The organism is Vibrio sp. 16 (assembly GCF_963681195.1).
GTDB classification, from domain to species: Bacteria; Pseudomonadota; Gammaproteobacteria; order Enterobacterales; family Vibrionaceae; genus Vibrio; species Vibrio sinaloensis_D.
In genome coordinates this window covers 2,594,975-2,617,794 of sequence record NZ_OY808997.1, presented here as the reverse complement: position 1 = coordinate 2,617,794, position 22,820 = coordinate 2,594,975, and the positions used below count along the sequence as shown (strand labels likewise).

The 22,820-nt window shown below is 48.4% G+C and carries 21 protein-coding genes and 1 riboswitch; of the genes, 10 read left to right on the top strand and 11 right to left on the bottom strand.

Annotated elements, in window-relative coordinates:
- Window positions 1-43: 43 nt before the first annotated feature.
- Together pyrE and rph are read right to left on the bottom strand one after the other, a co-directional pair.
- Entirely contained in the window at window positions 44-685 is a 642-nt protein-coding gene (gene pyrE / locus U9J37_RS12000) for an orotate phosphoribosyltransferase (RefSeq protein ID WP_005472617.1), read from the bottom strand.
- A gap of 218 nt (window positions 686-903) precedes the next feature.
- Window positions 904-1,620 (bottom strand): ribonuclease PH, encoded by a 717-nt coding sequence (gene rph / locus U9J37_RS11995; protein ID WP_004410877.1) that lies wholly within the window; start codon window positions 1,618-1,620, stop codon window positions 904-906.
- Between the two features lie 142 nt (window positions 1,621-1,762).
- Here rph and U9J37_RS11990 point away from each other — a divergent pair, with 142 nt between their 5' ends.
- Window positions 1,763-2,629: a YicC/YloC family endoribonuclease gene (locus U9J37_RS11990; protein ID WP_043886989.1), complete on the top strand. Its 867-nt coding sequence runs from the start codon at window positions 1,763-1,765 to the stop codon at window positions 2,627-2,629.
- A gap of 217 nt (window positions 2,630-2,846) precedes the next feature.
- On the opposite strand, the gene U9J37_RS11985 is transcribed toward U9J37_RS11990, so the two are convergent.
- The 3 genes from U9J37_RS11985 to U9J37_RS11975 form a co-directional block, all read right to left on the bottom strand.
- On the bottom strand, window positions 2,847-4,391 hold the full coding sequence (locus U9J37_RS11985; RefSeq protein ID WP_005472532.1) for a hypothetical protein: 1,545 nt from the start codon (window positions 4,389-4,391) through the stop codon (window positions 2,847-2,849).
- Window positions 4,392-4,552: 161 nt separating this feature from the next.
- Window positions 4,553-4,978, bottom strand: coding sequence for a phosphate-starvation-inducible protein PsiE (locus tag U9J37_RS11980; RefSeq protein ID WP_005472490.1), 426 nt, complete (start codon window positions 4,976-4,978; stop codon window positions 4,553-4,555).
- Between the two features lie 106 nt (window positions 4,979-5,084).
- The gene (locus U9J37_RS11975; protein ID WP_005472511.1) at window positions 5,085-6,455 is read right to left on the bottom strand and encodes an NCS2 family permease; all 1,371 of its coding nucleotides are present in this window, start codon (window positions 6,453-6,455) and stop codon (window positions 5,085-5,087) included.
- A gap of 66 nt (window positions 6,456-6,521) precedes the next feature.
- Window positions 6,522-6,621, bottom strand: a riboswitch (purine riboswitch).
- A 296-nt stretch (window positions 6,622-6,917) separates the two neighbouring features.
- On the opposite strand from U9J37_RS11975, the gene gmk reads away from it, so the two are divergent.
- From gmk to recG, 5 genes are all read left to right on the top strand, one after another.
- The gene (gene gmk, locus U9J37_RS11970; RefSeq protein ID WP_005472456.1) at window positions 6,918-7,541 is read left to right on the top strand and encodes a guanylate kinase; all 624 of its coding nucleotides are present in this window, start codon (window positions 6,918-6,920) and stop codon (window positions 7,539-7,541) included.
- A 152-nt stretch (window positions 7,542-7,693) separates the two neighbouring features.
- A complete protein-coding gene (rpoZ, locus tag U9J37_RS11965) occupies window positions 7,694-7,966 on the top strand; it encodes a DNA-directed RNA polymerase subunit omega (protein ID WP_005472463.1) in 273 nt (90 codons plus the stop codon).
- A gap of 41 nt (window positions 7,967-8,007) precedes the next feature.
- Window positions 8,008-10,128: a bifunctional GTP diphosphokinase/guanosine-3',5'-bis pyrophosphate 3'-pyrophosphohydrolase gene (spoT, locus tag U9J37_RS11960; protein WP_005472457.1), complete on the top strand. Its 2,121-nt coding sequence runs from the start codon at window positions 8,008-8,010 to the stop codon at window positions 10,126-10,128.
- A gap of 74 nt (window positions 10,129-10,202) precedes the next feature.
- Window positions 10,203-10,886: a tRNA (guanosine(18)-2'-O)-methyltransferase TrmH gene (gene trmH / locus U9J37_RS11955; RefSeq protein WP_005472507.1), complete on the top strand. Its 684-nt coding sequence runs from the start codon at window positions 10,203-10,205 to the stop codon at window positions 10,884-10,886.
- 80 nt (window positions 10,887-10,966) lie between these two features.
- The gene (gene recG / locus U9J37_RS11950) at window positions 10,967-13,045 is read left to right on the top strand and encodes an ATP-dependent DNA helicase RecG (protein ID WP_005472524.1); all 2,079 of its coding nucleotides are present in this window, start codon (window positions 10,967-10,969) and stop codon (window positions 13,043-13,045) included.
- 80 nt (window positions 13,046-13,125) lie between these two features.
- On the opposite strand, the gene cysQ is transcribed toward recG, so the two are convergent.
- The 4 genes from cysQ to U9J37_RS11930 form a co-directional block, all read right to left on the bottom strand.
- Complete coding sequence (cysQ, locus tag U9J37_RS11945) at window positions 13,126-13,953, bottom strand: 3'(2'),5'-bisphosphate nucleotidase CysQ (protein WP_005472614.1); 828 nt, start codon at window positions 13,951-13,953, stop codon at window positions 13,126-13,128.
- A 26-nt stretch (window positions 13,954-13,979) separates the two neighbouring features.
- Entirely contained in the window at window positions 13,980-14,528 is a 549-nt protein-coding gene (nudE, locus tag U9J37_RS11940; RefSeq protein WP_005472520.1) for an ADP compounds hydrolase NudE, read from the bottom strand.
- A gap of 139 nt (window positions 14,529-14,667) precedes the next feature.
- On the bottom strand, window positions 14,668-15,255 hold the full coding sequence (nfuA, locus tag U9J37_RS11935) for a Fe-S biogenesis protein NfuA (RefSeq protein WP_005472515.1): 588 nt from the start codon (window positions 15,253-15,255) through the stop codon (window positions 14,668-14,670).
- Window positions 15,256-15,344: 89 nt separating this feature from the next.
- Window positions 15,345-15,890: a ComF family protein gene (locus U9J37_RS11930; protein WP_322413819.1), complete on the bottom strand. Its 546-nt coding sequence runs from the start codon at window positions 15,888-15,890 to the stop codon at window positions 15,345-15,347.
- Window positions 15,891-16,121: 231 nt separating this feature from the next.
- Here U9J37_RS11930 and bioH point away from each other — a divergent pair, with 231 nt between their 5' ends.
- Together bioH and U9J37_RS11920 are read left to right on the top strand one after the other, a co-directional pair.
- Window positions 16,122-16,919, top strand: a complete 798-nt coding sequence (gene bioH / locus U9J37_RS11925; protein WP_005472609.1) for a pimeloyl-ACP methyl ester esterase BioH — start codon at window positions 16,122-16,124, stop codon at window positions 16,917-16,919.
- A 117-nt stretch (window positions 16,920-17,036) separates the two neighbouring features.
- Complete coding sequence (locus tag U9J37_RS11920; protein WP_005472607.1) at window positions 17,037-17,507, top strand: hypothetical protein; 471 nt, start codon at window positions 17,037-17,039, stop codon at window positions 17,505-17,507.
- An 83-nt stretch (window positions 17,508-17,590) separates the two neighbouring features.
- On the opposite strand, the gene U9J37_RS11915 is transcribed toward U9J37_RS11920, so the two are convergent.
- Together U9J37_RS11915 and greB are read right to left on the bottom strand one after the other, a co-directional pair.
- On the bottom strand, window positions 17,591-19,921 hold the full coding sequence (locus U9J37_RS11915) for a Tex family protein (protein ID WP_005472563.1): 2,331 nt from the start codon (window positions 19,919-19,921) through the stop codon (window positions 17,591-17,593).
- A 55-nt stretch (window positions 19,922-19,976) separates the two neighbouring features.
- Complete coding sequence (gene greB, locus U9J37_RS11910) at window positions 19,977-20,459, bottom strand: transcription elongation factor GreB (protein WP_005472596.1); 483 nt, start codon at window positions 20,457-20,459, stop codon at window positions 19,977-19,979.
- A gap of 171 nt (window positions 20,460-20,630) precedes the next feature.
- Here greB and ompR point away from each other — a divergent pair, with 171 nt between their 5' ends.
- The gene (gene ompR, locus U9J37_RS11905) at window positions 20,631-21,350 is read left to right on the top strand and encodes an osmolarity response regulator transcription factor OmpR (protein WP_005472616.1); all 720 of its coding nucleotides are present in this window, start codon (window positions 20,631-20,633) and stop codon (window positions 21,348-21,350) included.
- Between the two features lie 68 nt (window positions 21,351-21,418).
- A complete protein-coding gene (gene envZ, locus U9J37_RS11900; RefSeq protein WP_005472533.1) occupies window positions 21,419-22,726 on the top strand; it encodes a two-component system sensor histidine kinase EnvZ in 1,308 nt (435 codons plus the stop codon).
- Window positions 22,727-22,820 lie beyond the last annotated feature (94 nt).

Below are 22,820 nucleotides of genomic sequence, written 5' to 3'. Positions count from 1 at the left end.
ATCCAACGGGATGCCTTTTTAGTCTTACCAGTGGTTCAACAACTTAGATGCCGTACTCAGCGCGGTAGGCTTTGACTGCCTCTAGGTGCTCTGCGTCAGTCCCTTTCTCTTCTAGGAAGGTCACTAAGTCAGTCAGGCTAACAATCGAGATAATTGCACAGCCAAAGTCACGCTCAACTTCTTGGATTGCAGACAACTCACCTTTGCCTTTCTCTTGGCGGTCAATCGCAACCAAAACACCCGCTAGGTCTGCACCATTTGCTTGGATGATTTCCATTGACTCACGGATTGCCGTACCCGCAGTAATCACGTCATCCACCAGCATGATACGACCTTCCAGTGCGCTACCCACTAGGTTGCCACCTTCACCGTGATCTTTCGCTTCTTTACGGTTAAAGCAGTATGGCGTATCTACATCGTGGTGATCAGCAAGAGCAACTGCTGTCGTCGTCGCAATTGGGATGCCTTTGTATGCAGGCCCAAATAGCACATCAAACTCAATGCCAGAATCCGCTAGCGCTGCTGCGTAGAAGCGACCTAGGCGCGCTAAGTCACGACCCGTATTGAAAAGACCAGCGTTAAAGAAGTACGGACTCTTACGGCCAGACTTTAAAGTAAACTCGCCAAATTTTAGGACTTCTTTCTCTAGTGCAAACTCAATAAATTCACGCTGGTATGCTTTCATTACTTTCTCTCTAAATAAAAGGTCTAGTTTTCTAGACGGTTCATAACATAAAGAAACATTTTCTAAATAGATGGCTTGGCAGCTAGGCAACAAGCGCTTTCAGCCCTATGAGCATAGGGAACCTATGTGATTAGGGGGAAAGCGTGCAGTTAACAACGCTGCAATGCTATCTATGACGAAAATAAAAAAATAGCCCCCAATTGGGAGCTATCTAAAAATTAATTTTCTAACGCCGCCTTCTGCGCCGCGACGATCTCGGTAATACCTTTGGTCGCCGACTCCAGCAACTTCATCAGCTCAGCGTGGGTGAACGGTTCGCCCTCTGCCGTACCTTGAACTTCAATCATGCGACCATCTTCAGTCATCACTACGTTCATGTCGGTATCAGCTGCTGAATCTTCTGTGTACTCAAGGTCACACAGAATGTCTTCACCTAGAATGCCCACAGAAACGGCAGCTACATGGCCTTTCATTGGGTTCGCTTTTAGCTTGCCTTTCTCTACTAAGTGTTGGAATGCATCAGCCATCGCAACGCTCGCACCAGAGATAGACGCAGTACGCGTACCACCATCCGCTTGGATTACATCACAGTCTACCGTCACCATGATTTCGCCCATCGCTTCTAGGTCAACTACCGCGCGTAAGCTACGAGCAATCAGACGTTGGATTTCCATCGTACGACCACCTTGCTTGCCGCTTGCCGCTTCACGACGCATACGCGAATGTGTAGAGCGTGGAAGCATGCCGTATTCAGCGGTTACCCAGCCTTTACCCTGACCTTTTAGCCAGCGCGGAACGTTCTCTTCAACGGTCGCATTACAAAGTACTTTTGTATTGCCGAATTCAACCAATACAGAACCTTCTGCATAAGCTGTGTAGTTACGAGTAATTTTGATTGGGCGAACTTGATCCGCCTTGCGATCGTTTGGACGCATTGGCATCTACCTTATATGAAGGGGGAGACGTTTTTGGTTGGAGCAGGATTATAGCGAAGTTTGCTCTTCAAAGCTATCCGTCTCAGATCTGTGCTACTATTGCCTCGCGTTATTTTCAAAGATGATTAAACAGGAAAATTCGATGATCTACAGTATGACGGCTTATGCTCGTAAAGAAGCAAAAGGCGATTGGGGCAGCGCCGTATGGGAAATTCGTAGTGTTAACCAACGCTACCTGGAAACCTACTTCCGCTTGCCAGAGCAATTCCGCGGCCTAGAGCCAATATTGCGTGAGCGTTTTCGCAAGCGCCTTGCTCGCGGTAAGGTTGAATGTGCGCTCCGTTTTGAAGCCAACCCAGCAGCAAAAGGCGAATTGACCATCAACGAAGACTTGGCGAAACAAGTCATCAGCGCGGCAAATCAGGTAATGGCACTGTCTGGTGATGAGAGCCGTCTTAACCCATTCCAAATCATGAACTGGCCAGGTGTGATGGAAACACCAGAGCAAGATATGGACGCCGTCAATAAAGATTTGCTGGCCGCTTTTGATGCTGCGCTTGGCGAGTTTATCGAAGCGCGTGGCCGTGAAGGCGACAATATGAAGGTTCTCATTGAACAGCGTCTAGATGCGATCACAGACGAAGTCGTAAAAGTACGAGCGCGCATGCCTGAGATTCTAGAATGGCAACGTGAGCGTCTGTTCACTAAGTTTGAAGACGCAAAAGTTGAATTAGACTCTTCACGCGTTGAACAAGAACTGATTCTACTAGCACAAAAATCAGACGTTGCTGAAGAGCTTGATCGCCTAGACTCTCATGTCAAAGAAACCACTAATATCTTGAAGAAAGGTGGCGCGGTCGGTCGCCGTTTAGACTTTATGATGCAAGAGTTTAACCGCGAGTCAAACACACTGGCTTCTAAGTCAATCAGCACAGACATCACCGCATCTGGTGTTGAACTGAAAGTTCTGATTGAGCAAATGCGTGAGCAGATCCAAAATATCGAATAAGGTTTTTTGAGTCTCTTTGAGCTTACTTAGTCTTACCAAGCCCCTGTAAATAGGGGCTTTTTCACGCTATTTACTCACTTTGCCCCGCGGATTAGACAGCGACCTGCCTCATCAGCTAATGATGAGCCCCCAGCTATCTGTTCTGCTATATGAGCCCTTACTTTGTTATAAGAACTCAATTGGAGCCAATCTTGCCAGGATAGCCCCAAATATATACTCAGTCCTTCAGGCTGGACTTATTTTCCTCTTGCTCAATAAGTAACGATAGTTGCCTTAACAGGTAGGGTTGTATATTTTCCTGCCAGGATACCTTTGAAAAGTGCTCCTTACTCTGCTCTGGGAGATATGGCCGTATTTCTTCCATCACTTTTTCAACCGCTTTCTTGTCGGGTTCGCTAAGCCCACCCAAAAAAAAGTCCTCTTCCACCTGCTTTGCAATATATTCGTCATATTGCTCTAATGCTTTTATCATCGCCCAGGCTCGAGTGTTATCCTCATACTTATACATAAGATAAAAAGTGTAGAGTGAACTCCAATCGCCCTTTGGCAATACCTTGTTTAAAGTAAACTGATAGTATTCATCATCTCTGCCCAGGTAAGTGTATGCCAGTCCAAAGTATTTTTCGCTCGCCAAAATCTCGGGGATAATCTGTTCATCTACACTCTTCTCAACGTCATAACCGTTTTTGCCAAATATGCTGCTTATCAAACGCATCAACGGAGAGGGGTGATGTTCCGTATCCAGCCAGTAAAAACCGGCAAGATCACGGTTAGGCTCGTAAGGCAGTAACATCAGAGAGAAAGCTAGAGTTTCATTGACTAATGGCACATCAAAATGAGCTAACAGTGCCAACTTGTTAAGCGTACGGTCCCACTTTTTCAGTTGATCTAATCTGGCCTGGGGGTTGCCGGAAAAATCGAACTCCAGTGAGGCTATCTGCTCTTTAAAGAAATGCAGGCGGCTGACATCACTCATCTGCTCTATTTTATTAAATAATTTTTTATTAAAAACACTGCTACAAAAAAGTGGCCTACTGAAACTATAAAGCCCTTTTTCAAACTCTGAAGAGTACTGCCTACCTTTGATATTCTCGGCGCACCAACTGATATTTTTGGCCTCAAGCAACCAGTTATTATATAACACCTCCAACCATAAGTAGTCATCACCGTACAACTCTATCAGCCGGTGTGCTTTCTTAAGCCTCTCTGCTGCCACCAAAGCGTCATCATCGTCACCAGATAAAGAGATTGGTGTCCATAGGTAATACGCCAGCGCCGTTTGAAGCACTCTGATATCCCCTTTTTCCGCAAGCTCTAATATCTGTGAGATATAACGCTGCTTTATCTCATCAGACAGCTGCAAATCATCAAGGCCTTTATCACGGCTATAATGCGCTGTTTGCGGAACGGTATTAGCAGAAACAATTTTTGCTCTGGCGGGAATAGAGCCAGCGGCTGCTTTTTCAACCAGTATCGTATAATCCGGTGTCAGCTCCCACTGAGCTTTAAAATTACCAAGCCTAGCAAAATGCTGATTAATACGCTCAAAACGCCCCTCTCTTAGCTCAACGCCGGGACAACCACCACTCGCTATATAATGATAATAATCATAGTTCGATGGCTCGGTCGTTTTCAGGTCGTCTAAATCATTGGTGTAGCGTTCATCACAAGCTTGCTTAACAGGCAGAAAATCCTGGCTCACGGCAGGAAAGCCTATCGCCACACAGAGAGTGGCCCCAAAACACAATACTCTTCGTTTCATTTTTTCTTTAACTCACATTAGGCGGAACCCAGGTTCTGCGTGAGTGCCCGTGATTATTATAAGCGGTTTGAAAGTGCGCAACGCGAATAGGACGGGTCACAGTAACGCGAAGAAGGAGTGGGAATTTACTCTCCCTTTTTCTTGGCCTGCCTTTCAACCCGCTATTCGTCTTTTTCCAGCGTATTTCTATCAACATACGGCCAGTAATGGTGACCAACACGAATCAGTAAGGTGGCTGCGGCAAGAATAAATGCCGCTATTGACAGCCAAACCACCAACATCGCATCCATCTCTTTCATACCTAGGGTGATGTAACGAGCAATGGCCATCATCGCAATGTAGATGGGGTAACGCACGGGGATTTTTCCGTTCATCACAAACTGCTGCACCATGGCAAGTACTTCCAAGTAGATAAACATCAGCAGAATATCCGTCAGCAGCACCCTCTTCTGTTCAAAGACATGGATGAACTCTTCAACCATAGCAAACAGGGTGGCTAACGTGATGGCGACCAAGAGCAACGCTTCTAACGCGTGAAAAATCTTAAGGAATGGGCGGCTAAAGCCCTTAGGTAAATGAGATGGCATATCCTTGATTCCATTGCCATATGATAGTGGCCTCAGTGTAACACGGCGTAAGAAATAAAAAATGGCCCTACCGATGTAGAGCCATTAGCAATAAGTCGAACTGCGATTAGAGGAGAATCAGATAACTTAAGAACACGGCACCTAAAACATAGATGACAGGGTGTACTTCTTTGCCTTTACCCGCCACTACCATTGAGAACGCGTAGCTAATAAAGCCCATCGCCATGCCGTTCGCTGGTGAAAAGCTCAATACGGTAAACATAATGGTAAAGAAGGCCACAATGCGTGACTCTTTCTTCTCCCATTGAATTTGACCAAGACGGCCAATCATGTATATACCGACCACAACCATCGCTGGCGCAACCATCGCAGCTGAGAAGATAGAGAACAGCGGATATAGGAATAGCGATACGAGGAACAAGCCTGCAACCACGACCGCAGCCAGCCCCGTTTTGGCGCCTTGGGAAGAGGCGATGCCAGACTCAGAAAAAGCGGTAATGGATGTCGTACCCAATACTGAACCAATCACTGTACCGCCTGCATCGGCGACCAGTGCCGAACGTGCATTTGGCACCTTGCCATCTTTGTCGATGATGCCCGCATCTCGGCCAACACCAACGATGGTACTCATACCATCAAAGAAGTCGACAATCAGGAAGATCACCACAATAAACAGTAAATCAAACATCTTCTCTGCTGTTAACCCAGACAGGTCGAAAATCGCACCAAAGCTGCCAGACATACTTGGTGGCGCGGTAATGATTTGCTCAGGCAGTGGCGCATTATTCGTGCCCATCACCATATCGGCGATCACCGTCAGCACAATGGCAGACACGAAAGAGATAAAGGTCGCTAACTTAATATCGCGGATCATGCAGCCAAGGGCGATAAATATACTGATATAAGCAATGATCACTTGAGGGTTAGCAATATCGCCCATCCCCACCAGAACAAATTTGTTGTCAACGATGATGCCAGCGTTTTTTAAGCCCAAGAAAGCAATAAAGAGCCCCAACGACACCGTAATCGCATTCTTCAAATCTTCAGGAATGGATTCAATCAACGACTTACGAATATTGGTCAGAGAAAGCAGCAAATACAGCACGCCTGACAAAAAGATACCAAACAGGGCTTCATTCCACACCAAAGCCACAGAGCCACTCAGCAGCATGCCTTTGAAAAAGCCATTCATGCTCATGCCTGGCGCAAGCATCACTGGGTAGTTACCCCAAATTCCCATTATGAGTGTCGCAGCGGCAGCAGCTAATGCTGTCGCCGTAAAGACTGCGCCTTTATCCATGCCTGGAATCCCACCTAGAATCGCTGGGTTCACAGCCAGAATGTAGCTCATGGCGAGGAAAGTAATAAAACCCGCATACAGCTCTGTGCTGACCGTGGTTTTACGTGCTGAAATCTTAAAGATGGACTCAAGAATACCCGGATTGTTTTGGGCTTTGATGGCAGTATCGACACTCACAAGGAAACCTTAAATGATTGAATAGACGTTATCGGAATCAAATGCTGAATAAGCGGATAGACTTGCCACCATCAAGACAAAAACTGTAGTCACCAAGATAGGCTCGGTGGTAGAAACGTCTAATCCAATTCACTAGACATATACAGCATTTAATCGTTTGCGCGAATTGTACGAATCCCGAGTAAAAACTCAACGCCTTTCTGATAGAAATCACAAAACCAAGCAAACGTTTGCTATCGATCAACAATTCCCGTAAATCACTCACCGAAGCACAAGCCCCATTCTGATGTTCACACTAAAATGGGTTGTAGTTGTTCTAAATTGACGATTTGTGCTACTCTTCGCCTCCATTTTTCTGACCTAATTTTCACCATCTCGGCGATCAAGTACGGTCAGTGCTATCTTTAAAATACGTCGATACTTTCTCATCGATAACATCAAACCAAACGTGGAATTGTACCTATGGGCAAAGGCACTCTTTATATCGTATCTGCACCAAGCGGCGCGGGAAAATCGAGCTTGATTTCAGCAATGCTAGAAACCAACCCTACTTACGCAATGAAGGTGTCTGTATCGCATACGACTCGCGGCATGCGCCCTGGGGAGCAAGATGGTGTTCATTACCATTTCGTGCAGAAAGAACACTTTGAAGAGCTGATTGAGCAAGGCGCCTTCCTTGAGTATGCCGAAGTATTCGGTAACTACTACGGTACATCACGTATTTGGATTGAAGAGAACCTAGATAAAGGCATCGACGTATTCCTAGACATCGACTGGCAAGGCGCACGCCAAATCCGTGAGCAAATGCCACAAGCGAAAAGCCTATTTATTTTGCCACCATCAAATGGTGAACTTGAGCGTCGTTTGAATGCTCGAGGCCAAGATAGCGAAGCCGTCATTGCCAAACGCATGGCTGAAGCCAAATCAGAAATTTCACACTACAACGAGTACGACTACGTGATCGTTAATGATGATTTTGACAATGCCCTTATGGACTTCAAAGCCATCATCCGTGCAGAAAGATTGAAGCAAGACAAGCAAGCTGCTAAATATAAAGGCATGCTTGACGCTCTGTTAGCAGAGTAATTTCTATTTTTGCAGGCTGAATCGACAAACGATCTGAGGATCTTTTGATGATCTTTCCTAGCTTGGCTAGATACATAAGTCTAGACACTAGGAACCGTCAGCCTGTATAATTTCTCGTCATACAAAATTTTAGTTAACTATTTGGAGTCCTCATGGCACGCGTAACTGTTCAAGACGCTGTTGAAAAAGTTGGCAACCGTTTCGACCTAGTTCTCATTGCGGCTCGCCGCGCTCGTCAAATGCAAACTGGCGGTAAAGATTCACTAGTGCCAGAAGAGAACGATAAGCCAACGGTTATCGCTCTACGCGAAATCGAAGAAAGCCTTATCACTAAAGAGATCCTAGATGCTCGTGAGCGTCAGGAACAGCAAGAGCAAGAAGCAGCAGAATTAGCAGCAGTAAGCAGCATCGCTCACAACCGCTAATCTGACTCTCTTCACTACAACTATCTTTTCGGGCCTAAAGTTTGTATCTATTCGATAGCCTCAAAGACGTTGCCCAAGAATACCTAACAGAGCCTCAAATTGAGGCTCTGCGTCAATCTTATGTGGTAGCGAAAGACGCCCATGAAGGGCAAACCCGCTCTAGCGGTGAACCGTACATTATCCACCCCGTTGCTGTTGCTCGTATTTTGGCTGAAATGCGCCTTGATATTGAGACTCTCCAAGCGGCACTTCTCCACGATGTGATTGAAGACACCGAAGTCACCAAAGAAGAACTGGAAGAACAATTTGGCAATACCGTTGCTGAACTAGTGGATGGTGTATCTAAGCTGGATAAGCTTAAATTTCGTGATCGCAAAGAGGCTCAAGCCGAGAACTTTCGTAAGATGGTCCTTGCCATGGTGCAAGACATCCGCGTTATCCTCATTAAGCTTGCAGACCGTACACACAACATGCGTACGTTAGGTGCACTTCGTCCAGACAAAAAGCGTCGAATCGCCCGCGAAACTCTCGAAATTTACTCTCCTTTGGCTCACCGCCTCGGTATCCACAACATCAAAACTGAGCTAGAAGAGCTTGGCTTTGAAGCCCTCTACCCTAATCGCTATCGCGTCCTCAAAGAGGTGGTTAAGGCGGCTCGTGGTAACCGAAAAGAGATGATTCAGCGCATTCACACTGAGATTGAAGGTCGACTAGAAGAAGTTGGTCTCAAGGCTCGCGTGTTTGGCCGCGAAAAGAATTTGTTCTCCATCTACAACAAGATGAAGACCAAAGAGCAACGCTTCCATACCATTATGGATATTTACGCATTCCGGGTCGTCGTAGAAAGCGCAGACACCTGTTACCGAGTGTTAGGTCAAGTACACAGCTTGTACAAGCCACGTCCAGGCCGCATGAAAGATTACATTGCCGTGCCTAAGGCTAATGGCTACCAATCTCTGCACACCTCAATGGTTGGTCCGCATGGCGTGCCGGTTGAAGTACAAATCCGTACCGAAGACATGGACCAAATGGCGGACAAAGGTGTCGCTGCGCACTGGTCATACAAAGGCAACGGCGATCGCTCTGGTACAACGGCTCAGGTTAAAGCGCAGCGTTGGATGCAGAGCCTACTCGAGCTTCAACAAAGTGCAGGCAACTCCTTTGAGTTCATCGAAAACGTAAAATCTGATCTCTTCCCTGATGAGATTTACGTCTTCACGCCAAAAGGTCGAATTGTAGAACTGCCTGTCGGTGCAACTGCGGTTGATTTTGCTTACGCCGTGCATACCGATGTGGGTAACACTTGTGTGGGCGCGCGCGTTGACCGTAACCCTTACCCTTTGAGCAAAGCACTGAAAAACGGTCAGACCATCGAGATCATTAGCGCGCCGGGCGCTCGTCCGAATGCAGCATGGCTCAACTATGTCGTGACATCTCGTGCTCGTACCAAAATTCGTCAAGTGCTGAAAACCATGCGCCGCGAAGAATCCATCACACTGGGTCGTCGTCTGCTCAACCACGCACTGGGTGAATTGTCGCTTTCTGACATTAGCGAAGAGAACATCGCTCACGTCCTCAGTGATCTGAAAGTCGCATCGATTGATGATTTGCTGGCCGATATTGGCCTAGGCGAACTGATGAGTATTGTGATTGCACGCCGCCTACTCGGTGATGCAGATGAACTCACCGAGGTCGCAGGACCCGATGACAACTCGAAGAAAAAACTGCCGATCCGCGGAGCAGAAGGTTTACTCCTCACTTTCGCTAACTGTTGTCACCCAATTCCAGATGACCACATCATTGCCCATGTCTCTCCAGGTCGCGGCTTAGTGGTTCACCGTGAAACCTGTCCTAACGTGCGCGGCTACCAAAAAGAGCCTGACAAGTACATGGCGGTAGAATGGTCTGCCGAATACGACCAAGAGTTCATTACTGAATTAAGAGTCGATGTGCAAAATCGTCAAGGTGCACTGGCAGAGCTAACCAATGTTATCTCCAAAACAGGGTCCAACATTCATGGTTTGTCGACCGAAGAGCGAGACGGCCGACTCTATACCGTGACGGTACTGCTGACTACCAAAGATCGTGTTCACCTTGCTGGTATCATGCGCAAAATTAAAGCTATGCCGCAGACGCTCAAGGTTCGCCGTCGTAAGAATTAATCAACTCACTCGTTGAATCTAAATGTCCTTGAAGCCACTGGTTTCAGGGACATTTTTGTAAGTAAGTTATTGTTATGAATTTAGAACGCTACAACCGAATCCAAGAAGTCCTCAAAGCTCGCCAAGCAGACCTCACACTCTGCTTGGAAGAAGTGCATAAGCCAAACAATGTTTCTGCCGTTATTCGCACCGCCGACGCGACGGGAGTTCATAAAGTCCATGCGGTTTGGCCAAATGAAATGCGCACACTAAGCCATACTTCAGCAGGCGCGCGCAATTGGGTCGACGTTGAAACCCATGACTCTATCGAAGACGCCATCAATGAGCTGAAATCACAAGGCATGCAAGTCCTTGTGACCAACTTGTCTGAAACCGCCGTCGATTTTCGCGAGATTGACTACACCAAACCAACCGCCATCATTTTGGGCAGCGAAAAGACGGGCGCATCCGAGCAAGCGAAACAACTGGCCGACCAAGATATCATCATCCCTATGATTGGCATGGTTCAGTCACTCAACGTCTCTGTGGCGAGCGCGGTCATCCTGTATGAAGCGCAGCGCCAACGTGAAGCCGCAGGTATGTACGACAACGAAGTCAGCGCCATTCCTGAAGAAGTCATCCATCGAACCCTATTTGAACGCGGTCACCCTGTTCTGGCGAAAGTTGCCAAACGCAAAGGCCTTGCCTACCCACCGCTCGATGACCAAGGCCAAATCGTCGCCGATGAGTCTTGGTGGGCTGAGATGCAGAAGAAGTAACCAGCCAAAAATCCCTGTACAAAAACACAGCTCGGTGGTTAACTATCTAGATTAGATTGAATGACTTACCGAGCCTTGCTATGTCCCAACTGCTATCTGCGATTCCATTAACTTCTCTCACCGGTGTGGGAGCAAAAGTGGCTGAGAAACTGGCAAAAGTTGGGCTTCACTCCGTCCAAGACTTGCTTTTCCATCTTCCACTGCGCTACGAAGACCGGACTCGAATCTACCCAATCGCCAAACTGCATGCGGGCCTATGGGCGGCGGTCCAAGGCAAAGTAATGGCCGTCGATACGCTGTTTGGTAAGCGAAAAATGCTGACAGTGAAACTGAGCGATGGCAACGGTACGATTACGCTGCGCTTTTTCAACTTTACCGCCGCAATGAAGAACAATTTTGCAGAAGGCAAAACTGTTCATGCTTATGGAGAAGTCAAACGCGGTGGCTTTGGTTTAGAGATTGTTCATCCAGACTACAAATTTTACGCCCCAAACCAGAAAACCGACGTTGAGGAAACACTGACGCCGGTCTACCCAACCACAGAAGGATTACGCCAGATCACTCTGCGTAATCTGACAGAGCAAGCTTTGGCACTACTGGATAAATCAACCGTGCAAGAGCTACTTCCGGCAGGGTTATACGATCACCAAATCACACTCGGGCAGGCGCTGCATACCATTCATCGCCCACCGCCCAACATGGATTTAGACCAATTTGATGAAGGGAAAAATCCAGCGCAAATTCGCCTGATCATGGAAGAGTTACTGGCACAAAATCTCTCGATGCTGTCGGTTCGCAGTAAGGGTCTGCAAGACGCAGCGCTACCTCTGGGTGAGTCACATCAACTCAAACAGCAACTGCTCAACCAATTGCCGTTCACGCCAACCAATGCTCAAGCACGAGTCGTGGGCGAGATAGAACAAGATTTGGCTAAGCCCCACCCGATGATGCGCTTGGTGCAAGGCGACGTTGGCTCAGGTAAAACCTTAGTCGCTGCTTTAGCTGCAGTGCGCGCTCTTGAGCACGGCTATCAAGTCGCTCTTATGGCGCCAACTGAGCTTCTCGCAGAGCAGCACGCAATCAACTTTGCTAACTGGTTTGAACCCATGGGCATCAAGGTTGGCTGGCTGGCGGGCAAACTAAAAGGCAAAGCCAAAGAGGCCGAGTTAGCTCGCATTGCCAGCGGCGAAGCGCAAATGGTGGTCGGCACTCACGCGCTCTTTCAAGAACATGTTGCTTTTGATCATCTCGCGTTAGTCATCATTGATGAACAACACCGATTTGGCGTTCATCAACGTCTTGAACTGCGTGAAAAAGGCGAAAAACAAGGGACCTACCCGCACCAGTTGATCATGACAGCGACACCGATCCCGCGCACCTTGGCGATGACCGCTTATGCGGATCTCGAGACATCAGTCATTGATGAACTCCCACCAGGCAGGACGCCAATTCAAACCGTCGCCATTCCCGATACAAAACGAGACGATATTGTTGAGCGAGTCAGAAATGCCTGCCTCAACGAGGGTAAGCAAGCGTATTGGGTGTGCACATTAATTGATGAATCTGAGGTGTTAGAGGCTCAAGCTGCTGCTGATACCGCCGAGGAGCTACAACGTAAATTGCCAGACGTGAAGATTGGCTTGGTCCACGGCCGCATGAAGCCGGCAGAGAAACAAGCTGTGATGCAGGATTTCAAAGACAACAAACTACACCTGCTGGTTGCCACAACGGTGATTGAAGTTGGCGTTGATGTGCCTAACTCTAGCTTGATGATCATCGAAAACCCCGAGCGCTTGGGTTTGGCGCAGTTGCACCAGCTGCGTGGTCGTGTAGGTCGAGGCAGCGTTGCCAGCCATTGTGTGCTGCTCTACCATTCACCCCTATCGAAAACCGCGCAAAAGCGCCTAGCCGTGCTGCGTGAAAGTAACGATGGCTTTGTGATTGCACAGCGTGATTTAGAGATTCGAGGCCCAGGTGAGTTATTAGGTACCAAACAAACGGGCATAGCGGATTTCAAGATTGCAGACTTAGTGCGCGATCAGCGCTTAATTCCTGAAGTGCAACGTATCGCTCGCCATATACACGACCATTACCCTGACAACGCTGCAGCGATTATTGACCGCTGGTTAGGTGATAGGGACGTGTACTCCAAAGCGTAGCAAGAAAGCGATGCCAGATACGAAGAAACAAAAAAGGAGCCACTCTTAACAAGTGTCTCCTTTTGTTTTTGCGCTAGCGGCTAATCTTTGACCTTAAGAATCTCGTCCCAAGGTAAGGTTTCATCACCCAAGACGATAAAGTTTGGGTTTTCCAGTGACTCACGCTCGTTGTATGAAAGTGGCGCAAGTTGTGTACTGAGGATTCGACCTCCGGCTTCTTCCACAATGCACTGCGTCGCCGCGGTGTCCCACTCCCCAGTGGGGCCCAAACGAAGGTAGCAATCCACCGCTCCTTCCGCAACCAAACACGCTTTTAGCGCCGCCGAGCCCAAAGGTACCAGATCGTAATTCCACGCACTGCTCATGCGGTTTGTAATGCGATTAATGTCCTGACGACGGCTAATCGCAATGGCAATAGGGTGCGCCTGTCCGTCATGCTGATGCGTATTGATGCTCACGCTCTCACTCATGTCAGGGATTTTCCAAGCCCCTTTTCCTTGATAGGCATAATACGTGACCCCAGAAACGGGGCCGTATACCACACCCATCACAGGCTTGTTATCTTCCACTAAGGCAATAATGGTCGCAAAATCCCCACTGCGTGCAATGAATTCTTGAGTGCCATCCAGCGGGTCCACCAACCAATAGCGATTCCATTGTGAGCGCTGCTCCAAACTAATATCCGCCGCCTCTTCCGATAACACAGGAATATCTGGCGTCAGTTCTGACAGTTTCTCAACAATCAGTTTGTGTGCCGCGATGTCAGCACTGGTAACGGGGGTCTCATCACTTTTGGTGTACTCTTGATACTCTTTTTTCTCATAGATATCGAGAATAAGCTGCCCGGCTGAACGGGCGACTTCAATCACTGCAGGCAAATGATGGGAAAGGTCTTCTGTCATTGGCATAATCCATCCTTATCACTCTGCTTTATTTATGGTTTTAAGGTACGCAGAGCGAGTAGCAACGCGGTAATACTGCGCGCTTCGCAAAAATCGAGATGAGTGAGGAGCTCTTCGGCTTGCGCAAGAGGCCAACGAATGATCTCTAGCGGCTCTGGCTCATCACCCTCTAACTGTTCTGAGTATAGATCCTCTGCAATAAACAGGGTCATTTTGCTGGAGAAATAAGACGGTGCTAAGACCACATCTTTCAGTGGCGTCAGCTTACGTGCGCCAAAACCGATCTCTTCTTTAAGTTCTCGATCGGCCGCGTCAAACGGCGTTTCTCCCGGGTCAATCAGACCTTTAGGGAACCCCAGCTCGTAACGCTCGGTTCCCGCAGCATACTCTCGCACCAAGAGTAAATCACCCTGCTCTGTCACAGGCACCATCATGACGGCATTGCGACCACTGGGCTTCATACGCTCATAAGTGCGTTCTTCACCGTTACTAAAACGCAAATCCATCGCCTCAATGGTAAACAATCGTGATTGTGCAACGGCTTGTTTAGCCAGAATTTCTGGTGGGTTCCGTTTCGCCATGAACGCGCTCCTTAGCATAAGATGAAGCTATTAATATATGAGAAATTGCTCTCGTTTGAAATCAAAAAAAGGGCTGACTTTTCCGTCAACCCTTTGTATTGCATATGGTTAAACATGAACGCTCATGCACCACACGATATTAGTAGTAAGAGTGCTCACCACGATCGTGCTCTGTTGCATCACGGACAGCCGTTAGCTCACCTTCAAACTGTTGAAGTAGCTCTTTTTCGATGCCTTCTTTTAGTGTCACATCAACCATTGAACAGCCGTTACAACCACCACCAAACGCGACGATAGCAATGCCTTCTTCAGTGATTTCCACCAAGTTAACGTGGCCACCGTGACCTGCAAGCTGAGGGTTCACTTGAGTTTGAATCACATACTCAACGCGCTCTACCAAAGGTGCGTCGTCAGACACTTTACGCATCTTGGCATTCGGTGCTTTCAACGTCAGCTGAGAGCCCATTTTGTCTGTCACAAAGTCGATTTCAGCGTCTTCAAGAAACGGCAGGCTAAGTTCATCAACGAACGCAGAAAAGTGCTCGTATGCCAGCTCAGTATCCGTTGACTCAACCGCTTCCGGTGGGCAGTAAGAAACGCCACACTCTGCGTTTTGAGTTCCTGGGTTCACAACGAATACACGAATGTTAGTACCTTCTGGCTGTTGGCTCAGAAGATTAGCAAAATGCGACTGTGCATTTTCTGTAATTGTAATAGGATTTGACACGACGAATACCTGAGTAAATTTGTAGGATATTTGGTCACCATTCTACTCCTGATTTTGCCAAGATCTAGCCCTTGACGACGAAAACTCATCTAGTCGCTCTTATCTGCAGGTTCAGGAGTACGGCATATCGTGTAAATATCAACGCTTTCGACGCCCGCATCAAGCAGTAATTTGCATAAATGATGCACCGTACTGCCTGTGGTGAGAACATCATCAACAATCGCAATACGTTTTGCTGCAACCCCACCTTTGAGTGTAAAAACTTGATGCAAGTTCGCCATACGCTGCTGACGATTTTTCCCCTGCTGAGGGGATGTCGCGCGGACTCGCTTAAAGAGAGGGGAATACATCACCTTCAGTTGACGAGCAATGGCCATCGCCAATAACTCACTTTGATTGAAACCACGATAAGCGTGACGCCGCCAATGCAAGGGCACCGACGTAATAAGAGGTGCAGGGTCACTCACTGTTGGAACGAACAGCTCTGCTAGTTTTTCCGCCACCCAAAACTGACGTTCGTATTTTAGTTGATGAACATAGCGAGACAAGGGCGCTTGATAGTCACCCACGCAGTACAGTTTTGACCAAAGTGGCGGTGATGTTAAACAGCGACCACACTCAAGAACGTCAGACACCGTTGGCAAACCGCACCGCTGACACCGAGATTGAGGCGCAAAGTACGCCAAACAATGCTCGCACAACCAAGAGAGATTTTGGTCACCGACAACCCTGAGTCCACACACCTCACATTGCACAGGCAACAGGTCTGTTATGTACTTCTTTCTCCAATGCGATAACATAGCCTTTCTGCACGATTTGTCGGCAATACGTCGTGCTATTGTGGCCCGATTGAGCACAGCAAAAGGATGAGAAAAGTGGTACAGACTGAGAGCACAACAACGCCTCTGCATTGGCAAAGTTCTGGCGAAGGCCAAGATTTGGTGTTACTCCACGGTTGGGGGATGAACGGCGCAGTTTGGCATCAGGCCGTGGAAGAGCTCAGCCAGTGCTATCGCGTCCATGTCGTCGACCTGCCTGGTTTTGGTCACAGCCACCAGCACCATTTTGATTCCATTGAGCAGATGGCTGAACTGGTCCTTGCCGACGCCCCACAGCAAGCCGTTTGGTTGGGCTGGTCACTGGGTGGCTTGCTCGCAACACACATCACCGCGCATCACCCAGAGCGAGTTACCAAGCTGATTACCGTTGCTAGCTCTCCAAAATTTGCCGCAGAACGTCCGTGGCGAGGTATTCAACCCAACGTATTGTCAGCATTCACCGAGCAATTGGTCGAAGATTTTCAACTGACGATTGAACGGTTTATGGCACTTCAAGCGATGGGGAGCCCCTCGGCACGTCAAGACGTGAAAGCCCTAAAAAAAGCGGTATTATCACGGCCAACGCCCAACCCTAAGTCATTGCTCGCGGGCTTAAACTTACTGGCAGACATCGATTATCGCGATCTGCTCTCTAGTATCGAAATCCCGACCTTACGTCTGTACGGACGATTGGATGGTCTGGTACCGGCTAAAGTGGCGAGTGATGTCGATAAAATCATGCCTCTGAGTGAGAGTTATATGTTTGGCGCGTCATCTCACGCCCCCTTCATGACAGAACTTCATGAGTTTTGTCAGCAAGTTAGTCGCTTCATCAGTGAGAAATAACAATTTATTACACTCGATACGCTAAATTTTTGACTCCATTGGTCGATAAATAAGCAAGCCAAGAAAATAGCGCCACAACGCGTTATCAGTACGGGCTGGGCGTGAGGAGGTAAAGCGATGCTCGTATCACCTACTAACGTAAGTGTGCCGCTAATCGCCCCATCGGTGAATGTTCAAACGGAGCAGACAGCACGCGACAATAAAGTGCGCGAACCTGTCCCAGCGACGATTGCATTGGCTAAAAGTAATGCAGAGCGACAAGTCAAAGCAGACGATAAGCGGCGCAAACAATCTTCTTGGGATCCTGCAGAGCATCCAGGCTACGATGCGGGAGAGCAAGATGAGGTAGGTGTTGCGATTCAGGAAGCCCCGCAAGATACACTCGAGCGAATCTTTCAACTGCTTGCCCTGAATAGCTACAGTGAAACTCAAGGCAAAGGCTACGCAATGCGCTTTCGGTTACCCAAACGCATCATCGATGCGGCGATAACAGAGGGCAAAATGGAAAAACGACGAACCGTGATTAAGTTTCACTATGGTCACGCCGTTGCTCCCAATACGCCTTCTGATGTCATAGCGGTGTTGTAGTACCTACATCAGTTAGGAAATACCGAAAAAAATCCCCGCACCTGAAAAGGACGGGGATTTGTTTTTCAATCTGAGCTTATCGGTTAGCGCTTCGCCTTAGCAAAGGCCGCTGCAAATGCGCCCCCCATTGCGCTGTTGCCACTTGACTCATCACGGCGACGTTGACCGCCAGACTTGTTGTGCGCTTGGCGCTGCTGACCACGAGGCGCCGATGAACGTTGCGCTCGATTATCTTGCCCCGGCTCATCCGTTAAACGCATCGAAAGACCAATGCGCTTACGCTGCACGTCCACTTCCATCACTTTCACTTTAACAATGTCGCCCGCTTTGACCACTTCACGAGGGTCAGCAACGTACTTGTCGGTCAGTGCCGAAATATGCACTAAGCCATCTTGATGGACGCCAATATCCACGAATGCACCGAAATTCGCCACATTGGACACCACCCCTTCCAGCACCATGCCCGGTTCCAAATCGGATACAGAGTTCACCCCTTCAGCAAAGGTCGCAGTTTTAAACTCAGGACGCGGATCTCGACCTGGCTTGTCGAGCTCTTTGATGATGTCCGTTACCGTTGGCAAACCGAAGCTGTCGTCTGTGTAATCAACCGCATGCAAACCGCGTAAGAATTGGGTATCGCCAATCAGAGATTTCACATCTTTACTGTTTTTCTCTGCGATCGCTTTCACCACAGGGTACGCTTCTGGGTGAACCGAAGAGGCATCAAGCGGATTCTTACCATCCATAATTCTTAAAAAGCCCGCACACTGCTCAAACGCTTTCGGCCCAAGACGAGCGACCTTCTTCAATGTGGTGCGCGCTTCAAAACGGCCATGCTCATCGCGGTAATCCACGATGTTTTGCGCGATAGTGCTGGAGAGCCCCGCAACGCGAGTCAGTAGTGCCGGAGAGGCGGTATTCACATCCACACCCACCGCGTTTACACAATCTTCAACCACAGCATCAAGACGTTTTGCCAACATTGATTGGCTGACATCATGTTGGTATTGGCCGACACCGATTGATTTCGGGTCAATTTTAACCAGCTCTGCTAGAGGGTCTTGGAGACGACGAGCAATCGATACTGCGCCGCGCAATGATACGTCTAGATTCGGGAACTCTTTCGCAGCAAGCTCAGACGCTGAGTAAACCGATGCCCCCGCTTCGCTGACCATGATCTTCTGCACTTTGAGATTATTGCGCTTAATGAGATCAGCCACAAAACTGTCTGTTTCACGCGAAGCGGTACCATTACCAATCGCAATCAGATCAACATTAAATTGCTTAACCATAGCGGCGACCACTTGGGCAGATTTGTCATACTGATTTTGCGGTGGATGTGGGTAGATGGTTTCAGTGGCAAGAACTTTACCTGTCGAGTCCACCACCGCAATCTTCGACCCAGTACGCAAACCAGGATCAAGACCCAGAGTAGCACGCGGGCCAGCAGGCGCTGCCATCAACAAGTCTTTTAAGTTGGTAGCAAACACTTCTATCGCTTCAATTTCAGCGCGTTCTTTCATAGCGCCCATCAACTCGGTTTCCATATGCATTGAAACCTTGATGCGCCATGCCCAACTAATGACCTGTTTACGCCAGCCATCCGCCGGCGCACTGCTTAATGAAATGCCGTAATGATCCGCGATGATGGTTTCGCAGTACGATTGGCGAACGCCCTCTTCTTGCTCAGGATCTGCATTCATCGACAAAGTAAGGAAGCCTTCGTTACGGCCGCGTAGCATGGCTAAAGCGCGGTGCGAAGGGACTTTGCTCAAAGCTTCGTTGTGCTCAAAATAGTCTTTAAACTTCTCGCCTTCACGCTCCTTGCCTTCAACCACACGAGCCACCAGCTCAGCATTGCGGTTAAGGTGATGACGAATCTTTTCTAGCAGGTTGGCGTCTTCCGCAATGCGCTCCATGATGATCGCGCGGGCACCATCAAGCGCCGCTTTGGCATCTGCCACGCCTTTGTCGGCGCAGATATAGCGTTCGGCTTCACTATCTGGGTCAGTTTGCGGCTCATTCCATAGCTTATCCGCCAAAGGCTCTAGACCCGCTTCAATCGCGATTTGCCCTTTCGTACGGCGTTTAGGCTTGTAAGGCAGGTATAAATCTTCAAGGCGAGTTTTGCTGTCCGCTTGATTGATTTCCGCTTCAAGTTCCGCACTCAATTTACCCTGTTCTTGAATCGACTTGAGAATCGTCTGACGACGGTCATCCAGTTCACGCAGGTAAGATAAACGGCTATCTAGATTACGCAGTTGGGTATCATCCAACCCACCCGTCACCTCTTTACGGTAACGAGCAATAAATGGGACTGTGTTGCCATCATCAATCAAGTTAACAGCAGCAGTAACTTGCTCAGTACGAACATTCAGTTCTTGAGCAATCATATGACAGATAGCTTGGCTCATCCGTTGAATCTCTTTCTTTATGTTTCGGGTCTATATGGGGGCAGGCAGGCAAAATCTAAAGTGACGCCTTGTAGTCGATACGATTGACAAACCAATCTTTGAAGCCGTCTGGCGTTTTAACGCTAAACTCGTCGTCTACTTCTTTTTTAAGCAACGCACGCGCCATTGGCGAGTCGATAGAAATATAGCCTTTCGCATCGCCATAGATTTCATCAGGGCCAACGATTCGAAACGACTTTACATCGCCATCTTCGTTTTCAATCTCCACCCACGCGCCAAAGAAGACTTTACCTTCTTGCTGCGGCGAATAATCCACCACTTTGACTTGTTCCAGACGCTTACGTAAATATCGAACACGACGGTCGATTTCGCGCAGACGCTTCTTGTTGTACTGGTAATCTGCGTTCTCACTGCGATCGCCTAGGCTGGCGGCCCACGTCACTTTCTTCGTCACCTCTGGGCGTTCTTCTTTCCACAGAAAATCGAGTTCTTTCTTAAGTCGATCAAAGCCTTCACGCGTAATTAGGTTTGTTTTCATGTTTCTGACGATATTGAATTGAATATGACGTATACATTAGCTAAAAAGGAAATAAACGTTAACAATTCTTTGCGCCACTTTAGTCAGAACAGTGTTACATTTTGACGGTTAAAAAAGGGCAACTGAGCCCGGTCCTGAGCGCTAAGCGTATTTGATAGGTGGAATCACTACATGCAAGAAAATTACAAGATTTTAGTCGTTGATGACGATGCACGCCTGCGTGCACTGCTAGAGCGTTACTTGTCTGAGCAGGGATTCCAGGTACGCAGCGTTGCCAATAGCGAGCAGATGGACCGACTACTGACCCGTGAAAACTTTCACCTTATGGTGCTCGATTTGATGCTTCCGGGTGAAGATGGCTTATCGATTTGTCGCCGCCTGCGCAATGCAAATAACATGCTGCCAATCCTGATGCTGACAGCCAAAGGGGACGAAGTGGATCGTATCGTCGGTCTTGAAGTGGGCGCCGATGATTACCTACCAAAACCGTTTAACCCACGCGAGTTGCTGGCGCGCATCAAAGCAGTTTTGCGTCGCCAAACGACAGAACTGCCAGGCGCACCTAGTAGTGAAGAGTCGGTGGTCGAGTTTGGCGATTTCCGCTTAAACCTAGGGACACGTGAAATGTTCCGCGGTGAAGAAGCGATGCCACTGACTTCCGGTGAGTTTGCAGTACTCAAAGCGCTGGTCACCAATGCGCGTGAGCCAATGTCTCGAGATAAACTGATGAACATGGCGCGCGGCCGAGAATACTCCGCGATGGAGCGCTCTATTGACGTCCAAATCTCGCGCCTACGTCGTATGCTTGAGGTCGACCCAAGCAAACCGCGTTATATTCAAACCGTTTGGGGGCTAGGTTACGTTTTTGTCCCCGATGGCAAAGAAGCCTAATTTGAATTCTGCTAAAGTGCGAGACATTGTCTCGCACTTTTTGTTTTCCTACTAGCAAGGTTGTTGATATGCGTATTCGCAGCTCATTTACTCAATCTATCGTCATTTTCCTTACACTGCTGATCGCTAGCCAAATTTATTCCTACTATGCGGTGTTTAACTACGCCCTCATGCCGAGCTTGCAGCAGTTCAATAAAATCCTCAGCCACGAAATCAACTTAATGCTTGATGACTCTGCCAATCTTGAGGATGAACTGGCGCTGGATGCTCCACTGCGTCGCCGAGTGCTAGAACTACTAGGCGTAACCATCCACGCCGAGGATAGCCCGATTGCCGATGAGTTCTATCATGCGGTGAGCATCGACCTGATGAGCGAAGAGATGAGCAACGAACTTGGCTCTCCTACCGATGTACGCATGATGTTGGGCTCGGAAAGCTACGTTTTGTGGATGAAAATAGACTCCCTTCCCGGCTCCTTGTTGCGCATTCCTTTGTCAGAGCTGCAAGAGGAAGACTTTACGCCGCTGTTTCGCAATAGCTTAATTATGGCATTGCTGATCATTGCCGGAGGCTGGCTGTTTATCCGATTGCAAAATCGCCCTCTTATCGCGCTTGAACGGGCAGCGAAAGGCGTCGGCCGAGGAGAAATACCCCCTCCGATTCCTGAAAAAGGCGCGTCAGAAATTCGTTCGGTGACTCGAGCCTTTAACCAAATGTCGAAAGGCATTCAAGCGCTCGAAGAAGATCGCGCACTGCTGATGGCGGGGATCAGCCATGACCTTCGAACGCCGCTAACTCGCATTCGCCTAGCAACAGAAATGATGTCGCCCGAAGACAGTTATCTGGCCGAGGGCATCATTGGCGATACCGAAGAATGTAATGAAATCATCAGTCAATTTATGGACTACCTTAAACCTGTAAACAAACAGTCGTTTATTGAGGTCGATTTGAACGACATTGCAGATGATGTCGCCTCATCGGAAGGCGGTTATGAAGTGCAAATAGAAACGCAGCTCTACCATCCGATGAAAGAAACCCTAGGGAGCCCGATTGCTATTAAGCGCGCGGTGAGCAACTTGGTGGTGAACGCTCTGCGTTATGGCAACGGATGGGTCAAGGTGAGCACAGGTATTACCGCCGACAACAAACTGGTTTGGGTCTGCGTAGAAGATAACGGCCCCGGTATTGAACAGAGCCAAATCGGCAAGCTCTTTGAACCCTTTACCCGAGGCGACACGGCACGCGGAAGTGAAGGTACGGGCTTAGGTTTAGCGATAGTGAAACGCATCGTTAGCCAGCACAACGGCTCCGTTATTGTTAACAACCGCAGCGGCGGTGGGTTAAAAGTACAAATCAGCTTTCCTGTTATGAAATAGTTTTTCAGGTGCTTATGCCACGTTCTGACCTGATACGCTTTTCGAGAGCATAAGAAAAGGCCGCTGTTCAAGCGGCCTTTGTTGTTGATGAGAT